15 protein-coding genes and 4 tRNA genes are annotated in these 15,823 nt (G+C 66.9%); 7 read left to right on the forward strand and 12 right to left on the reverse strand.

The genetic code is table 11. The features are described from left to right. The first annotated feature begins 9 nt into the window (after positions 1-9). Genes AB4879_RS11155 through AB4879_RS11165 form a run of 3 tightly spaced genes read left to right on the forward strand, consistent with a single transcriptional unit; the run spans position 10 to position 3,540 of the window. Positions 10-1,461 (forward strand): class I adenylate-forming enzyme family protein, encoded by a 1,452-nt coding sequence (locus AB4879_RS11155; protein WP_370507884.1) that lies wholly within the window; start codon positions 10-12, stop codon positions 1,459-1,461. After that, complete coding sequence (locus tag AB4879_RS11160; protein ID WP_370507640.1) at positions 1,451-2,920, forward strand: class I adenylate-forming enzyme family protein; 1,470 nt, start codon at positions 1,451-1,453, stop codon at positions 2,918-2,920. Before AB4879_RS11155 ends, AB4879_RS11160 begins: the two co-directional genes overlap by 11 nt. A gap of 11 nt (positions 2,921-2,931) precedes the next feature. Further along, a complete protein-coding gene (locus AB4879_RS11165; protein WP_370507641.1) occupies positions 2,932-3,540 on the forward strand; it encodes a maleylpyruvate isomerase N-terminal domain-containing protein in 609 nt (202 codons plus the stop codon). On the opposite strand, the gene AB4879_RS11170 is transcribed toward AB4879_RS11165, so the two are convergent. From AB4879_RS11170 to fabG, 4 genes are read right to left on the reverse strand one after another with little or no spacing between them, the layout of a single operon-like run. Next, positions 3,525-4,208, reverse strand: coding sequence for a GntR family transcriptional regulator (locus tag AB4879_RS11170; RefSeq protein ID WP_370507642.1), 684 nt, complete (start codon positions 4,206-4,208; stop codon positions 3,525-3,527). The genes AB4879_RS11165 and AB4879_RS11170 overlap by 16 nt on opposite strands. A gap of 1 nt (position 4,209) precedes the next feature. Next, on the reverse strand, positions 4,210-5,403 hold the full coding sequence (locus tag AB4879_RS11175; RefSeq protein ID WP_370507643.1) for an acyl-CoA dehydrogenase family protein: 1,194 nt from the start codon (positions 5,401-5,403) through the stop codon (positions 4,210-4,212). Beyond that, a complete protein-coding gene (locus tag AB4879_RS11180; RefSeq protein ID WP_370507644.1) occupies positions 5,400-6,620 on the reverse strand; it encodes an acetyl-CoA C-acetyltransferase in 1,221 nt (406 codons plus the stop codon). Before AB4879_RS11180 ends, AB4879_RS11175 begins: the two co-directional genes overlap by 4 nt. Next, entirely contained in the window at positions 6,620-7,360 is a 741-nt protein-coding gene (gene fabG / locus AB4879_RS11185) for a 3-oxoacyl-ACP reductase FabG (RefSeq protein WP_370507645.1), read from the reverse strand. The genes AB4879_RS11180 and fabG overlap by 1 nt, the downstream gene beginning before the upstream one ends. 95 nt (positions 7,361-7,455) lie before the next feature. Between fabG and AB4879_RS11190 the strand changes: the two genes are divergently transcribed. Further along, on the forward strand, positions 7,456-8,631 hold the full coding sequence (locus AB4879_RS11190) for an acyl-CoA dehydrogenase family protein (protein ID WP_102808245.1): 1,176 nt from the start codon (positions 7,456-7,458) through the stop codon (positions 8,629-8,631). Next, positions 8,628-9,449: a mycofactocin-coupled SDR family oxidoreductase gene (locus AB4879_RS11195; protein ID WP_370507646.1), complete on the forward strand. Its 822-nt coding sequence runs from the start codon at positions 8,628-8,630 to the stop codon at positions 9,447-9,449. The genes AB4879_RS11190 and AB4879_RS11195 overlap by 4 nt, the downstream gene beginning before the upstream one ends. On the opposite strand, the gene AB4879_RS11200 is transcribed toward AB4879_RS11195, so the two are convergent. From AB4879_RS11200 to AB4879_RS11235, 8 genes are all read right to left on the reverse strand, one after another. Continuing rightward, a complete protein-coding gene (locus AB4879_RS11200; protein ID WP_370507647.1) occupies positions 9,403-10,344 on the reverse strand; it encodes an alpha/beta hydrolase in 942 nt (313 codons plus the stop codon). The genes AB4879_RS11195 and AB4879_RS11200 overlap by 47 nt on opposite strands. Next, a complete protein-coding gene (locus tag AB4879_RS11205) occupies positions 10,341-11,675 on the reverse strand; it encodes a flavin-containing monooxygenase (RefSeq protein WP_370507648.1) in 1,335 nt (444 codons plus the stop codon). The genes AB4879_RS11200 and AB4879_RS11205 overlap by 4 nt, the downstream gene beginning before the upstream one ends. 21 nt (positions 11,676-11,696) lie before the next feature. Continuing rightward, complete coding sequence (locus AB4879_RS11210; protein WP_370507649.1) at positions 11,697-12,770, reverse strand: phosphotransferase family protein; 1,074 nt, start codon at positions 12,768-12,770, stop codon at positions 11,697-11,699. Beyond that, a complete protein-coding gene (locus AB4879_RS11215) occupies positions 12,767-13,591 on the reverse strand; it encodes an SDR family NAD(P)-dependent oxidoreductase (protein WP_370507650.1) in 825 nt (274 codons plus the stop codon). Before AB4879_RS11215 ends, AB4879_RS11210 begins: the two co-directional genes overlap by 4 nt. Next, positions 13,588-14,349: an SDR family NAD(P)-dependent oxidoreductase gene (locus tag AB4879_RS11220; protein WP_370507885.1), complete on the reverse strand. Its 762-nt coding sequence runs from the start codon at positions 14,347-14,349 to the stop codon at positions 13,588-13,590. Before AB4879_RS11220 ends, AB4879_RS11215 begins: the two co-directional genes overlap by 4 nt. Before the next feature lie 145 nt (positions 14,350-14,494). Beyond that, positions 14,495-14,568 (reverse strand) — tRNA-Phe (locus AB4879_RS11225). A 38-nt stretch (positions 14,569-14,606) separates the two neighbouring features. After that, positions 14,607-14,683: transfer RNA gene (locus tag AB4879_RS11230), tRNA-Asp, on the reverse strand. A gap of 41 nt (positions 14,684-14,724) precedes the next feature. Continuing rightward, a tRNA-Glu gene (locus tag AB4879_RS11235) sits at positions 14,725-14,797 on the reverse strand. Between the two features lie 122 nt (positions 14,798-14,919). On the opposite strand from AB4879_RS11235, the gene AB4879_RS11240 reads away from it, so the two are divergent. Together AB4879_RS11240 and AB4879_RS11245 are read left to right on the forward strand one after the other, a co-directional pair. Then, positions 14,920-14,992 (forward strand) — tRNA-Lys (locus AB4879_RS11240). A gap of 85 nt (positions 14,993-15,077) precedes the next feature. Continuing rightward, positions 15,078-15,743, forward strand: a complete 666-nt coding sequence (locus tag AB4879_RS11245; protein WP_370507651.1) for a GAF domain-containing protein — start codon at positions 15,078-15,080, stop codon at positions 15,741-15,743. Positions 15,744-15,823 lie beyond the last annotated feature (80 nt).

Consider the following 15,823-nt stretch of genomic DNA (forward strand, 5'->3'; position numbering starts at 1 on the left):
ACCGCGGTGATGAGCGCGCTGAGCCGCCGGATCAACGACGTTCTGCGGCTGGCCCCCGAGGCTCACGCGATCGAATACGACGGCCACTGGTACACCTGGCGGCAGCTCGCGGACGCGAGCGGTCACATCACCTCCGTCGTGCAACCCGGCACCGACGTGGGAATCCTGCTGCGCAACAGCCCCGCTCACGTGGCCGCACTGCTGGGGGTGCTGGCTGCCGGCGGCTGCGTCGTCGTCATCAACCCGTCCCGCGGCGACGAGCGGATCAGGGCGGACGTCGCCGCGCTGACCCTGCCGGTCATCATCGGCACCGACGAGGACATAACTTTGCTTGCGCATTCGGCCGATACCACCACCGTGGTGTCGATCGGCGACCTCGACACCGCTCCGCGGATCCGGCCCGGCGCACCGATCGATGCCGGCCCGGGGCGGGTGGCCGTCCGAATGTTGACCAGTGGCACCACCGGACCGCCCAAACGGGTGGACCTCACCTACGACATGCTGGCGGTCTCGGTGATCGGCACCGACTTCGCGACGGCGCCCGCACCGACGGCGGTGTCCGGCGGCGTCGCGATCGTCAACGCGCCGCTGGTGCACATCGGCGGGGTGTATCGGGTTTTGCAATGTATCTGCCAGGCACGACCGTTCGTTCTCCTGCCCCGCTTCGAACTGGGCTCCTGGTCAGCCGCGGTGCGCCGCTACTCCCCCAAAGCGGTGTCGCTGGTGCCCGCGGCGCTGCGGATGGTGCTGCAGTCCGACCTCGGTCCCGATGACCTTGCCGGGGTCCGCGCCGTCACGTCCGGGACGGCGCCGTTGTCGGCCGAGGACGCCGACGCCTTCTTCGACAAGTTCGGCATCCCGGTGCTGACCTCCTATGCGGCAACCGAATTCGGTGGCGGCGTGGCCGGCTGGACGTTGGCCGATCACCGGAAGTACTGGGAGTCCAAGCGCGGCAGCGTAGGCCGCGCCACCTTGGGTGCCGAGCTGCGGGTGGTGTCCGACGACGGGGTGCCCCTGGCCGCGGGCCAGGTGGGACTGTTGGAGGTGAAGCCCGGTCAACTCGGGCGCGACGCCCCGTGGCTGCGCACCACCGACCTGGCACGCATCGACTCCGACGGGTTCCTGTGGATCCTGGGCCGGGCCGATCAGGCCATCATCCGAGGCGGCTTCAAAGTGCTGCCCGACGATGTCCGCGCGGCGCTGGAGACCCACCCCGGCGTGCTCGGCGCGTCGGTGGTGGGCCGGCCCGACAAACGCCTCGGTGAGACACCGGTCGCGATGGTCGAGCTGCGCCGCGGCGAGTCGGTCACCGATGCGGAGCTGGTCGAGTACCTGCGGACCCGGCTGGCGCCCTATGAAATCCCCTCGGCGATCTCGATAGTCGACGCGATCCCACGTACACCGTCGGGTAAAGCGGACCTGAGTGCGGTTCGGCAACACTTCACCGGCCGTGACCGCTGACACCGTCGGACGGCTGCTGCGCCACCAGGCCGCCGCCCGCGGTCACCATCCGCTGCTGGTGTGCGATGCCGAGCGGCTCACCTACCGCGAGGCCGAGGAACGCTCCGCCCGGCTGGCCCACGGACTGATCGCACTGGGCGCGGGCCGAGGCACTCACGTCGGAGTGCTGTATCCCAACGGCGCTCAGTTCGTGGTCGCGATGCTCGCCGCAGCGCGCATCGGTTCCGTCGTCGTGCCGTTCTCCACCTTCTCGACCGGCGCCGAACTGGAAACCCAGCTGGTCCACAGCGACACCGAGATCCTGCTCACGGCACGCTCTTTCCGCGGCCACGACTATTCTGCGCGGCTCCGGGACGTGACCGCGCCGCGACTGCGCCATGTCGTGTTCGACAACGACATCGCCGCCGTGGCTGAGCCGACAGCCGTCGACGGAGACGTCGGCGGCCGCGACCCGCTCGTCATCGTCTACACGTCGGGATCCACCGGAGCCGCGAAGGGTGTGGTGCACACCCACGCGGCGCTGCTCGGACATCAGCGCAACCTCAACGAGATTCGCGGTCTGACCGCGCAGGACATCCTGTTCTGCAACTCACCGTTCTTCTGGATCGGCGGCTTCGGCTTCGGTCTGCTGGCGACGATGGTCGCGGGTGCGACGCTGGTGTGTTCCAACGCCACCGATGCCGGCGCCGTCCTCGATCTGCTCGAGGACGTGCGGCCCACGATCACCAACGGATTCGTTTCCGGCATCGCGCATCTGGCGCGTCATGAGAGCTTTGCGCGGCGCGATCTGTCGTCGATGCGGCGCGGCAACCTCTATCCGATCATGGCTCCTGATGTCCGGCCCCGTGATCCGGAACTGAGGCACAACATGCTGGGCCTGACCGAAGCCGGCGGTGTGTTGTTGCTCAGCGCAGACGAGACCGACCAGCCCGAACACCGCCGCGGGTCGTACGGTAAACCCGCGCCCGGATTCGAAACCACGATCGTCGACGGCGAGCTGTGGATTCGCGGCCGGTACGTGATGCAGGGCTATTACAAGCGCAGCCGCGACGAGTGCTTCGACGCCGACGGATGGTTTCACACCGGCGATCTGGTGCGCACCGACGCCGATGGGTTCTTCTACTTCCTCGGTAGGCGAGGATCGATGATCAAAACAGCCGGTGCCAACGTGTTTCCCGGCGAGGTGGAGAAAGCGATCACCCGCGTGACCGGCGGACTGGCCGCCCACGTGATCGGCATCCCCGATCCGGGACGCGGCCAGATCGTCGTCGCGGCGGTGGTCACCCCGGATGCCGGCACGTTTGACGCCGGCGCGCTGCGACACAGCCTCAAGGCCGAATTGTCGGCGTACAAGATCCCGCGACGCGTCGTCGCACTGACTCCCGACCAGCTGCCGCTGATGTCCAGCGGCAAGATCGATGTGCGCCGCCTGCGTGAGGTGCTGAGCGGGCAGGGGTAACTTCTAGGTCCATGACGCTGCAGGCGCATATCGAAACGTTTCGCCGGGCGGGTGCCCACGCCGTGTGGATGGCCGAGCAGATCGGGCCCGACCAATGGGATTCGCCCGCGCTCGGGACGTGGTCGGTACGCACGCTCGTCGGCCACATCGGCCGATCGTTCACCACCGTCGTCGACTACTCGGCCCGACCGGCGGAGCGGCTGGACATCGCCGACTCCGCCGAGTACTACCTCGCGATCGCCCCTCTGCTCACCGACTCCTCGCAGATCGATGCGCGCGCCGTGCAGGCCGGCCTGGCGCTGGGTGAGCGTCCACTGGATGTCCTGCGCGAACAGCAGGATCGCGCGGCCGCTGTGCTGAACAGCGAGGATCGGGTCATCCAGACCATCGCCGGAGGTATGCGGCTGTCGGACTATCTGCCGACGCGGATCTTCGAACTCGGTCTGCACAGCATCGATCTGGCTCGCGCCATCGGTGCGCCCGAAGCCCTCCCGCCCCACGTCGCCGACAGCATCCTTGCCCTCTCGGTCGCCGTCGCTCAGCGCCGTGGCGACAGCCAGGAGCTGCTGTGCGCCCTCACCGGACGGGGCACCCTCGCGGCGGGCTACTCGGTAGTCTGAAACCGCTGCGCCACACCCTGTTTGACGAGGTGCTCGATCAGCGGTCCGGCACCCGCCGCCAGGTGGTCCGACATCGCGGCGCGGGCCTGCTCCTGGTCGTGAGCCTTGAGCGCGGCGAGGATGCGCTCGTGGTCGGCGACCGATTTGGCAGGCCAGCCATCGATGGTGGGGAACACCGATTCCGGTGCGTACCGGGTGATCTGAGACATCAACTGCGCGAGCTTGGGAGACTGCGCCGCGACGTTGATGGCGCGATGGAATTCATGGTTGAGCCGAACGGCGCGGATATCGTCGGCGGTGTAGGCGGCGACCAGCTCGTCGTGAATCGACGACAGCACCGCAAGCTCGTCGCCGGTGATGTTCACCGCGGCCCGCGCGGCCAGTTCACCGCCGACGTACGCCTGCAGGTTCGAGACATCGGTGATGTCCCGGTCGGTGAACGGCAGCACGACGAAGCCGCGCCGCGGCAGCTGATCCAGCAGACCTTCCCCGCGCAGCTCGAACAGGGCTTCCCGCACCGGCGTGACGCTGATGCCGAGCTCGGCGGCCAACTGGTCCAGCCGGATGTACTCACCTGCGGGATAGGTGCCGTTGAAGATCCGGGTCCGGACAAAGCGCGCGACATCCTCCGCCAGCTGCGGGCGGGGCACGAAATCCGGTGTACTCATGTCAAATCCGGTAGTCGGCCAGTAGCCGCTTGCTGATGATGTTCTTCTGGATTTCGCTGGTGCCCTCGCCGATGAGCAGGAACGGCGCGTCGCGCATCAACCGCTCGATCTCGTACTCCTTGGAGTACCCGTAACCGCCGTGGATGCGGAAGCTCTGCTGAGTGACCTCCGCGCAGAATTCGCTCGCGAGATATTTCGCCATCCCGGCCGCGACGTCGTTGCGCTCCCCGGAGTCCTTCAGCCGCGCGGCGTTCACCATCATCAGATGCGCGGCCTCCACTTTGGTGGCCATCTCGGCCAGTTGGAACGCGATGGCCTGATGTTCGGCGATCGGTTTGCCGAACGTGCTGCGCTGCTGGGCATACCGGACGGCCAGCTCGAACGCGCGGATGCCCACACCGCAGGCGCGGGCCGACACATTGACCCGGCCGACCTCGACACCGTCCATCATCTGGAAGAAGCCGTGCCCGGGCTTGGCGCCCAGAACGTCGTCAGCGCCGGCGACGTAGCCGTCGAAGATCAGCTCGGTGGTGTCGATGCCCTTGTAGCCGAGCTTGTCGAGCTTGCCGGGGATCGTCAGGCCCGGCGCGACTTCGCCGAAACCGGAGGGCTTTTCGATCAGGAACGCCGTCAGGTTGCGGTGCGGCTTGTCGGCTCCCTCATCGGTGCGCACCAGCGCGGCGACCAGAGTAGAACTGCCGCCGTTGGTCAGCCACATCTTCTGGCCGTCGATGGTGTAGGTGCCGTCGCCGTTGTTCTTCGCCTTGGTCCGGATCGCGGCGACATCGGAACCCAGCTCGGGCTCCGACATCGAGAAGGCACCCCGGATCTCGCCGGTGGCCATTTTCGGCAGGAAACGCTGCTTCTGTTCGTCGGTGCCGTGCTGGCGGATCATGTAGGCCACGATGAAGTGGGTGTTGATCACCCCGGAGACGCTCATCCAGCCGCGGGCCAGTTCCTCGACGCACAGCGCGTAGGTGAGCAGCGACTCCCCCAGCCCGCCGTACTCCTCGGGGATCATCAGCCCGAACAGGCCCATCTCCCGCATCTGATCGACGATGGCCTGCGGGTAGGTGTCGGCGTGCTCCAGCTCCTGGGCATTGGGAATGATCTCCTTGTCGACGAATTGCCGCACGGTGGAGATGATTTCGGACTGGACCTCGGTCAGGCCGAGGGTCTGAGCAATACGGGTCATCGTGCGTCCACCCTTTCGAACACCGCGGCCAGGCCCTGGCCGCCGCCGATGCACATCGTTTCCAGGCCGTAGCGCGCGTCGCGCCGGTGCAGTTCCCGTGCCAATGTCGCGAGCATCCGGCCGCCAGTTGCGCCAACCGGATGCCCGAGCGAGATCCCCGAGCCGTGGACGTTGGTGCGTTCATGGTCGGCAGCGGTGAAGTTCCAGGCCTTCATGCAGGCCAACGCCTGGGCGGCGAAAGCCTCGTTGAGTTCGATGAGGTCGATGTCACCCAGCGTCACACCGGCTTTGGCCAACGCCGCCTCGGTGGCAGGCACCGGACCGATGCCCATCACCTCGGGCCCCACCCCCGCCGACGCCCACGACACCAGCCGCACCAGCGGAGTCAGACCCAGTTCGGCGGCCTTCTCCGGCGTGGTCACGATGCACATCGACGCGGCGTCGTTCTGCCCGCTGGAGTTGCCCGCGGTGACAGTGGCCTCCGGATCCTGCTTCAGCAGAACCGGTTTGAGCTTTCCCAGCGATTCGAGGGTCGTGTCGGCGCGGGGATGCTCATCGGTGTCGATCACGTCCTCACCGCGGCGACTGGTGACCGTGACCGGAATGATCTCCTCGGCCAGGATGCCGTCCTTCTGCGCGGCGACCGCGCGCTGATGGGACGCCACCGCCAGCTCGTCCTGCTCCTGGCGGGAAATGCAGTACTCGCGGCGCAGGTTCTCGGCGGTCTCGAGCATGCCACCCGGCACCGGATGGTGCTTGCCGCCGGCCGTCGTGCGCCCGCGGGCCAGACCGTCGTGCACCTGCACCCCGGTGCGGCCGCCACCCCACCGCATATCGGTCGAGTAGAAGGCGACGTTGCTCATGCTCTCCGCGCCACCGGCGATGACGAGATCGTTATCCCCCGAAGCGACTTGGAGACAAGCCTGAATCACGGCCTGTAGACCCGAACCGCAGCGTCGGTCCACCTGCATACCGGGCACAGTGACCGGGAGGCCGGCATCGAGTGCGACGACGCGGCCGATCGCCGGCGCCTCGCTGTTCGGATAGCAGTGCCCGAGGATCACGTCCTCGACGGCGTCCGGCGCGATCCCGGTGCGAGCCAGCAGACCGTTGAGCACGGCCACCCCGAGATCGACGGCCGTCAGGGAGGCGAACATGCCGCCGTAGCGGCCGATCGGCGTGCGGACCGGCTCACAGATCACGGCGGTTCTGGGCATCAGAGGTGCCGTCCGCCGGTGACCTCGAGGACCGTTCCGGTCATGTACGACGACAGGTCAGACGCCAGGAACAGTGCCACCTTGGCGACCTCGGACGGCTCACCCGCACGCCCCATCGGCACCTCGGCCACCTTGGAATCCCAAATACGTTGCGGCATGGCCTCGGTCATCGCCGACCGGATCAAACCGGGCTGGATGGCGTTGACTCGCACACCGAGATGGGCCAGTTCCTTGGACGCCGCCTTGGTCATGCCGACGATGCCGGCCTTGGCCGCCGAGTAGTTGGTCTGCCCGATCATGCCGACCTTGCCGGAGATCGACGACATGTTCACGATCGCGCCGCTCTTCTGCTCCCGCATCACCGTCGACGCCTTCTTCAGCCCGTTCCAGGTGCCCTTCAGATGTACCGAGATGACCTGGTCGAACTCGTCCTCGGTCATCTTGCGCAGCGTCGCGTCGCGAGTGATGCCGGCATTGTTCACCATGATGTCGAAGCGGCCGAACTGTTCGACGGCGGCATCGACGAGTGCGTCGACGTCGGCATACGAGGTGACGTTGCACTGCACCGCACGGGCGACGTCGGCACCACCGAGTTTGGTGACCGCCTCCTCGGTGGCCTCGAGATTGAGGTCACCGAGTATGACGCGGGCGCCTTCGGCGATGAACTGCTCCGCGATCGCAAAGCCGAGGCCTTGCGCTCCACCGGTGATGACCGCGGTCTGGCCGGCCAGCAGCGACATGTGAACTCCTATGTTCCTCGAACGGACCCCCGAATGGGCAACATCATATTTCATATATGATCGCGCCAGGCAGCGCCCCCGACCCAAGGAGCCTGATGACCGGCCCGACGACCGACGTCAGCGACGACGACTTCCGCGAGATCCTGGCCCAGACCCGGCAATTCGTGCGTACCGCCGTGGTCCCACGCGAGGCCGAGATACTCGCCGAGGACAAGGTGCCCGACGACCTGCGCGACCAGGCCAAAGCGATGGGTCTGTTCGGCTACGCCATCCCGCAGGAATGGGGCGGCCTCGGCCTGAACATCGCCCAGGATGTCGAGCTCGCCATGGAACTGGGCTACACCAGCCTGGCGCTGCGGTCGATGTTCGGCACCAACAACGGGATAGCCGGGCAGGTCCTCGTCGGATTCGGCACCGACGAGCAGAAGTCGCGCTGGCTGGAGCCGATCGCCTCCGGCGACGTGGTCGCGTCGTTCGCGCTGACCGAGCCGGGCGCTGGATCCAACCCCTCCGGGCTGAAGACGAAAGCCGTTCGGGACGGCGACAGCTGGGTGATCAACGGCCGCAAGCAATACATCACCAACGCCCCGGTGGCGAACCTGTTCATCGTGTTCGCCCGGACCCGGCCCGCCGACGACAACGGCGCCGGGATCGCGGTCTTCCTGGTCCCGGCGGATACGCCGGGCGTCGAGATCGGGGTCAAGGACGCCAAGATGGGTCAGGAGGGCGCGTGGACCTCCGACGTGAACTTCACCGACGTGAGGGTGGGTGACGACACCCTGATCGGCGGCAGTGAGGACATCGGTTACCGCGCGGCGATGACCTCATTGGCCCGCGGCCGTATTCACATCGCCGCGCTGGCAGTCGGTTCCGCCCAGCGCGCGCTCGACGAGTCCGTCAGCTACGCGGCAACTGCGACCCAGGGCGGCACACCGATCGGCAGTTTCCAACTGGTGCAGGCGATGCTCGCCGACCAGCAGACCGGGGTGATGGCCGGACGCGCACTCGTGCGGGACGCCGCACGCAAATGGGTGGACGACGAAGACCGCAGGATCGCGCCCTCGGTGGCGAAGCTCTTCTGTACCGAAATGGCAGGCAACGTAGCCGATCTCGCGGTCCAGGTACACGGCGGCGCCGGATACATGCGCGGCGTGCCCGTCGAGCGGATTTATCGCGAGGTCCGGCTGTTACGGCTATATGAGGGCACCAGCGAGATTCAGCGCCTCATCGTGGGCGGCGGACTAGTCAAGGAAGCGCAGCGCAAAGCATGACGGGAAAGCTCAGCGGCAAGGTCGCATTCGTCACCGGAGCCGCCCGCGGACAGGGCCGCGCGCACGCGGTGAAGATGGCCGGCGAGGGCGCCGACATCATCGCCGTCGACATCGCAGGCAAGCTGCCCGACTGCGTTCCGTACAACCCGGCCACGCCGGAGGACCTGGCCGAGACCGTGCGCCTGGTCGAAGCCACGGGACAGCGGATCGTGTCGGCGGTGATGGATACCCGCGATCTCGATGGGCTCAAAGACGCCGTGCGAGACGGCGTGGCCAGACTCGGCCGGCTCGACATCATCGTCGCGAACGCGGGCATCACCTCGCCTGCTGCGTGGGACCAGATCACCCCGGAAGCCTTCCGGGATGTCATGGACGTCAACGTGACCGGTACGTGGAACACCGTGATGGCTGGCGCGCCCTCGATCGTGGAAGGTGGCTCCGGAGGTTCCATCATCCTGATCAGCTCGGCGGCCGGGATCAAGCTGCAGCCGTTCATGGTGCACTACACCGCAAGCAAGCACGCCGTCACCGGGATGGCCAGGGCGTTCGCCGCCGAGCTGGGCAAGCACAACATCAGGGTCAACAGCGTTCACCCGGGACCGGTGAACACCGACATGGGCACCGGCGACATGGTGGCCGAACTGGGCAAGGCGATGGAGACCAACCCGGCGCTGCAGAACATGATGCTGCCGTTCCTGCCCATCTATATCGCCGAGCCGGAGGACATCGCCGACACGGTCTGCTTCCTGGCCAGCGACGATGCGAAACTGATTACTGCTGAGGCGATTTCAGTAGATCAGGGCTCGACGAAGTACTGAGGGTACGAGTCAGGAAGGCCACCTGGTCGCCGACGGCCTTCTCGAACCAGTCGTGCCCGGGCCACACGTCGAAATGATCGCACGGATAGTGATGCACCTGTCCCCGGCCGAGCACCGCGGTCTTGACCACCGATTCAGCAGGCACGTAGCGGTCGAAATCGGCGACCTGCACCAGCAGCGGACACCGTAATCGCTTGGCGGCGTCCGCCGTTCGGATCGAAGCGATCTGCAGACCCACCGCGGAGTCGACCTCGTTGCGCCAGGTCGGTCCGGCCATCGCGGTGTAGCTCTCGTAGGCTCCGTCCAAGGCCAGGGCCCCCGGCTCACCGGGACGGCCGACCAGGGGCATCAGCGTCGGACGGCGGCCGCGTGACACGTCGATTCGGCTCTTGAGGCCCACCGCCGTCCATTTCAACGCCTGCCCGACATCGCGGTGTTCGACGGCCGCACGACTGACGGCCACGCCGCTGGTCAAGGGCGTCATCGCGATCACCCCCGCGACGTCGATGTGGTCGGCGGCCACCCGGATCACATGGCCACCCGACATCGACGATCCCCACAGCACAATGCGATTCGGGTCGACGCCAGGCAACCGCTTGGCCGCGGCGATCGCCGCCTCGAAATCGGCGATCTGCCCGGCAACCGAAACCGTCTGCCGGGGTTCACCTTCCGACGCGCCGAAGCCTCGGTAGTCGAAAGCCAGTACGTCCGCGCCTGCGGCGCAGATCTGCTCGGCGAACGGCTCCAGCCCGGAGTCCTTGGTTCCCCCGAAGCCGTGGCCCATCACCACCACCGGGCGCCCGGCCGGGCCGGTGAAAGAATCCCCCTCGCCGGGGAAATGCCATGCGCTGCAGCGTACGCCGGACGAATCGAAGGTGACGTCGGCGCGGGTCATACGGCGACCCTTCGGCGACGCGCCAGTTCGGCACGCTTCATGCCGGCAGGTAGTTCCCTGGTGCGGATGTCGTGGTCGTAGTGGAAGTAGTCGACCTGCTGGGTGTGCCGCGGGCGGTCGGTGCAATGCCCCACGTAGAGCTTCTGATCGGCGTCGATCACCCGTTCCATCTCAGCGGCCGGTGGCAGAGCATAGCGCCCCACCGCGTAGGCAGCCAGCAGCTTCGCTTGGCATTCGATGAACGGAAACAGCGTCGGCACCGCCTGGGCGAAGCCGATGAACACCAGATTGTCCATACCCGGCTTGAACATTCGCTTGTACAGGCGGATGGCGTTGTCCGGTGCGCTGATGAACTCAGGATCGAAGAACGGGAACGTGATGTTGTAGCCGGTGGCGTACACGATCACGTCGAACACCCCGCTGGTGCCGTCGTCGAAGTGGACGGTGTCGCCGTCGAGGCGGCTCACGTTGGGCTTCGGGATGACGTCACCGGACCCGAGCCGCAGCGGGAGTTCCACCGATTGCGTGGGATGCGCCTCGAACAGCTTGTGGTTCGGGGCGGGCAGTCCGTACAGCTCAGGGTTGATGCCCATCGCGGGCGCCAGCAGCTGAACGGCCTTGCGCTGCCAGGACAACGGAATGTAGGGCGATGTCTGCCAGACGCTGTCACCCGGGCGCCCGGCGATGTACTTGGGCACGATCCAGGCGCTCGAGCGGGTCGACAGCGTCACCGTGTTCTGCAAGGTCCGAGACGACAACTCGACGGTGATATCGGCAGCGCTGTTGCCGATGCCGACCACCAGGATTCGTTTGCCGGTCAGATTCAGCGGGGTCTGCGGATCGATGTAGTGGTGCGAATGGATTGTCTCGCCGGTGAATTCACCGGGGAAGTCCGGAAAGCGGGCGTCCCAGTGGTGGCCGTTGCCGACGACCAGCAGGTCGAACTCCCGCGTCTGGCCTTTCTGGTCGGTGATGTCCCAGCGGCCGTCGGAGTTCAGGCCGGCGTGTGCGACGCCGTTGTTGAACTCGATGTTCTCTTCCAGCCCGAAGGTGTCGGCGTAGGAGTCGAGGTAGGTCTTGATATCGCTGTGGTGCGGGAACGACGGGAAGTGTTCGGGAATCGGGAAGTCCCGGAACGACAACCGTTGTTTAGAGGTGTCGATGTGCAGCGACCGGTAGGCACTGCTCAATCCATTGGGGTTGGCGAAGGCCCAGTTGCCGCCGATGCGGTCGGACAATTCGAAGGTGGTGTAGGGAACGCCGTAGTCCTTGAGCATTTTGCCTGAGGTCAGCCCGCTGACGCCCGCGCCGATGATGGCGGTGCGCGGCATGGATCCGCCCAACGTGTACTCCTAGCCTGTGACGAGCTCTAGTGTGCCCAGGTCGCGGATGGCCGCGCAGCCCCGACGCAGCATCGCGGCCATCATGTCGTCGCCGCGTTCGGTTTCCACCGCGAACGCACAGCCCAGCGCGGAGATCAGCGGAACCTGGATCATCCCCAGAAGGTAGTCGTGCCAGCAGGTGGCCGCGTCGTAGTCGGCGACCCCGGTATCGAGCAGGGCCTGGTGGTACTCCGCGACCAGGTCCCTCTCGGCCTCGGCCCGCAGCGCCGGTTCCAGACTGGTCCCGGTGAAGTACGCCAGGTCGCGCCCCGCCAATCCCACTCCGAGGGTCTGCCAGTCGACGACACTGACCCGGTCGCCGTCGAAGAGCAGGTTGTCCAGCCGGTAGTCACCGTGCAGCAGCGCGAATCGGTCCGGCGCGTTCAGCAGCCATGGCGTCACCAGATCCATTGCTGCCACCAATGTTTCGGCGTCCTGGGTGTTCAGCCTGGACCCGAGCTTCTCGATGGTGATGCCGGCGGCCATCTTCGAGATGTCACCGAGGCCCCGGATGGCGTCCTCCCCGACAACCGACATCGCCAGGCCGGGGAAGGTCTGCCAACGTTCGTCACACCAGGTCGGCCCGTGCAGACCGGCCAGCGCGCGCACCGCCAGGCGGGCCTCGGGCAGGTCGCACCCGGCGATCTGGTCGCCCTGCACCGCCGGTGCCTGATCGGCGAGCAGCAGGGCGTAACTGGCTCCGTCGTCGGCGATCTCGACGTGGTAGCACTGCGGGATCGGGATGGTCACCAGCTCGGCGACGGACTGATAGAACGCGCACTCGCTGCGGTAGCCCAGTGTGACCCGGTCCCGGACGGCGTCGTCGTTGGCGGGCAGTTTCAGGATGAAGCTGGCGGGCAGGTTGTCCGGGTTGTCGGCATAGGTGGCCGCGAGGCGGAACGTCGCGCCCGTCTGACCGGTGCCCACCGGCGTCACCTCGACGGCGTCGACGTCGGCCGCTGAGCCGGAACCGCGCAGGACGCCGGTCAGCCAGTCGCTGGTGACGTCGGAGGGATAGCGAGGGATCGCGGTCGCGGCGCTCATGGTGTGGGCTGCCTTCCGTCGGAGCGTTGTCGGTCGACGAAGCGCACAGCCATCCGGTTGAGCAAGCCGGGTGCCAGACGCGCGAAAAGCCATGCCGCGCGGGCCTGACGAGGTGCGACCAGGAGGGCCTTGTTGCGTTCGATGGCCCGCAGCGTATCGGCGGCCAACCGGTCCGGGCTATAGAAAGTCTCATTACGCTGGCCCATTCGGTAGAACTCGCGGCCGTCGAAGTCGCCCAGCCAGCCCTTGTCGAGAATCGGGGTGTCCACCGCGGTCGGGCAGATGGCCAGCACGCCGACCCCGTGGCCGACGGCTTCGGTGCGCAGTGCCAGCGACAGGCCGACGACGGCGTGCTTCGTCATCACGTAGCTGGTGATCCGGCCGGCGGCGGCCAGACCCGCCATCGATGCGGTGTTGATGATGTGGCCGCTGCGCTGGCGGACCATCTGCGGGTAGGCGGCGTGCACCCCGTGCACGACACCGCGGATGTTCACGTCGATGATGCTGTTCCACTGATCCAGGGTGAGCAGTTCGGTGTCGCCGCCCCAGGTGATGCCCGCGTTGTTGAACAGCAGGTCGATCCGGCCGGTGGTCTCGACGACGCCATCGACCACCTGCTGCACGGCCGTGGCGTCGGTGACGTCGAGTTGCCGCGCGGTCCCCCGCTTGCTCAACGAGGCGGCGGTGCGTTCGGCGGCTGCGCCGTCGATGTCGGTGCACAGCACGTCGGCACCGGCATCGGCCAGCGACCGGCACAGTGCCGCACCGATTCCCGAGCCTGCGCCGGTGACGATCGCCTGCTTGCCGACGAACGGCGTCACGCCGACGCCATTCGGTCGACGTGGGCGAGCACGTCGGGATAGCGCTTGAGGTGAGCGCCGCCGTTGAGGTCCACAACCTCGCCGGTGAGCCAGGAAGCCTGGTCCGAGCAGAGGAACAGCACCGCCTCGGCGACATCTTCGGGAACACCGACCCGGCCGAGCGGTGTGTTCTCGAGGTAGTCCTCGAGGACACCGTCGGCCATGGTCACCAGTTCGGTCAGCGGGGTGTGGACAAAGCCGGGCGACACGGCGTTGACCCGGATGCCACGCGGGCCCATCTCGAGAGCGGCCACCTGGGTCAGCATGGCCAGTCCGGCTTTGGCCGAGCAGTAGGCGCTCATGCCCGGCGCGGCGAGCCGGGCGTTGAGTGAGGTGATCGAGACCAGCGAACCGCCCTCGCGCAGGTGGCGCCCGGCGTGCTTCATCACGATGAACGCACCGGTGAGGCAGCAGTCGACGATCGCGCGGAAATCCTCGACGGCGAGCTCGGTGATGCGGCCGAAGCCACCGAATCCGGCGGTGTTCACCACGACGTCGACGACTCCGACGCCCTCGAACAGCGCTGCGACACTCGCTTCGTCGGTGACATCCACGCCGGTGGCGTCATGCGGTGCACCGAGTTCGGCGGCGCGCTGCGCGGCACCGTCGGCGTTGCGGTCGGCGATCGTCACCTGTCGCCCGGTGGCGGCCAATCCCCGCGCAACCGCCCAGCCGATGCCCGATGCGCCGCCCACGACAACTGCCCGCTGCGCTGCTATTTCCGACACTCGGCCTCCTGTGGACGCTCGCGCGGGATCGTTCAAGTCGTGTCTACTGTAAGCGATACGGCAAGAGTCGCGGTAGAGCGGCATCCCGGAGCCGAAGAAGGGAAACAGCCCAGCAACGGGGCTGAAGAAAACTGAGTGGCCAGGGCCGGGATCGAACCGGCGACCTTCCGCTTTTCAGGCGGACGCTCGTACCAACTGAGCTACCTGGCCGGAAGGCACTGCGTCAATCCAATGCCTCACCACATACATGGCGACCCTGACGGGACTCGAACCCGCGACCTCCGCCGTGACAGGGCGGCGCGCTAACCAACTGCGCCACAGGGCCTTACTCGTACTGCTTGCTTCCGACGTTGCCGTCGTCACGCGTACCCCCAACGGGATTCGAACCCGTGCTACCGCCGTGAAAGGGCGGCGTCCTAGGCCACTAGACGATGGGGGCCAGAACCGAATCACTCCGGGGTACTCACAACGAGTGCACGTTAGAGCGTCGTTAGCTTAGGGCACCACAGGCTCAATCCCAAAACCGAGGCACATGATCGAAGGCAGTATTGTGTGCGACGCGCCCCTATAGCTCAGTCGGTAGAGCTACGGACTTTTAATCCGCAGGTCCCAGGTTCGAGCCCTGGTGGGGGCACAACAGGGGAATGAACGGGTTCTTCGCCGAAGCGGACCTTTCTGACATCGCCCGTCACCGTCGGGGGTGACCTATCGTGAACCACATGAGTGACGGGGCCTCGCAGCCCGCGGGCGGCGCCGGGCACGGCCCGCGCCACGGCGTCGACCGGCAGACCGGCAGGCATGTGATTGCGCGTCTTGCCGGCCCTGAACACGACCAGACGGTCCAAGCCGTCGTCGACCAGCTTTCCGGTGAGCAGAGTGCCGTCGACGCGATCGTCGACGACGCCGTGTCGGACCCCGAACGCCTGGCGGTGCTGGAGCGGCTGGGCAACCACGACGACTTCCGCAGCGCGACGCTGGATCGCGTGGCGGTCCTCACCGCCGAGGCGCTGGGCACCCCGATGGCAGCAGTGTCCCTCGTCTATCCCGACCGCCAGGTGCTGGCCGGTAGCACTGCGAGCGACGAAGCGCTGCCCCGAGTGCGGCCGATCGAGATGTCGATCTGCAAGTTCACCGTCGCGAGCCGCGAGCCGCTGGTGGTCGACGACACCCGAGCGCACCCTCTCCTTGCCGACCATCCAGCGGTCAGGGAAGGGGTGCTGGCGTACGCCGGAATTCCGTTGATCGATGGCAACGGCCACGTCGCGGGGACGCTGTGCACGTGGGACACTCGCCCGCGGCACTGGTCCAGCGGCCAGGTACAGATACTCAACGATCTCGCCGCCGTCGCGCGCCAGCGGTTACTGGCCGAGCCGCGCGACACGTGATCTTTGCCAAAGTTCGCCACACGGGGGGATATGTGACTCGACGGGTAGTGATATCGGGTAGCGTCCCGCCTGTGGTTCGG

The organism is Mycobacterium sp. SA01 (assembly GCF_041287105.1).
Taxonomy (GTDB): domain Bacteria; phylum Actinomycetota; class Actinomycetes; order Mycobacteriales; family Mycobacteriaceae; genus Mycobacterium.

Coding starts and splice junctions, on each gene's coding strand:
- AB4879_RS11165 (WP_370507641.1), top strand. CDS start 2,932: ATGACGCTGCAGGCGCATATCGAAACGTTTCGCCGGGCGGGTGCCCAC.
- AB4879_RS11200 (WP_370507647.1), bottom strand. CDS start 10,344: ATGACCCGCGCCGACGTCACCTTCGATTCGTCCGGCGTACGCTGCAGC.
- AB4879_RS11155 (WP_370507884.1), top strand. CDS start 10: ATGAGCGCGCTGAGCCGCCGGATCAACGACGTTCTGCGGCTGGCCCCC.
- AB4879_RS11170 (WP_370507642.1), bottom strand. CDS start 4,208: ATGAGTACACCGGATTTCGTGCCCCGCCCGCAGCTGGCGGAGGATGTC.
- AB4879_RS11205 (WP_370507648.1), bottom strand. CDS start 11,675: ATGCCGCGCACCGCCATCATCGGCGCGGGCGTCAGCGGGCTGACCTCA.
- AB4879_RS11245 (WP_370507651.1), top strand. CDS start 15,078: ATGAGTGACGGGGCCTCGCAGCCCGCGGGCGGCGCCGGGCACGGCCCG.
- AB4879_RS11210 (WP_370507649.1), bottom strand. CDS start 12,770: ATGAGCGCCGCGACCGCGATCCCTCGCTATCCCTCCGACGTCACCAGC.
- AB4879_RS11190 (WP_102808245.1), top strand. CDS start 7,456: ATGACCGGCCCGACGACCGACGTCAGCGACGACGACTTCCGCGAGATC.
- fabG (WP_370507645.1), bottom strand. CDS start 7,360: ATGTCGCTGCTGGCCGGCCAGACCGCGGTCATCACCGGTGGAGCGCAA.
- AB4879_RS11195 (WP_370507646.1), top strand. CDS start 8,628: ATGACGGGAAAGCTCAGCGGCAAGGTCGCATTCGTCACCGGAGCCGCC.
- AB4879_RS11175 (WP_370507643.1), bottom strand. CDS start 5,403: ATGACCCGTATTGCTCAGACCCTCGGCCTGACCGAGGTCCAGTCCGAA.
- AB4879_RS11180 (WP_370507644.1), bottom strand. CDS start 6,620: ATGCCCAGAACCGCCGTGATCTGTGAGCCGGTCCGCACGCCGATCGGC.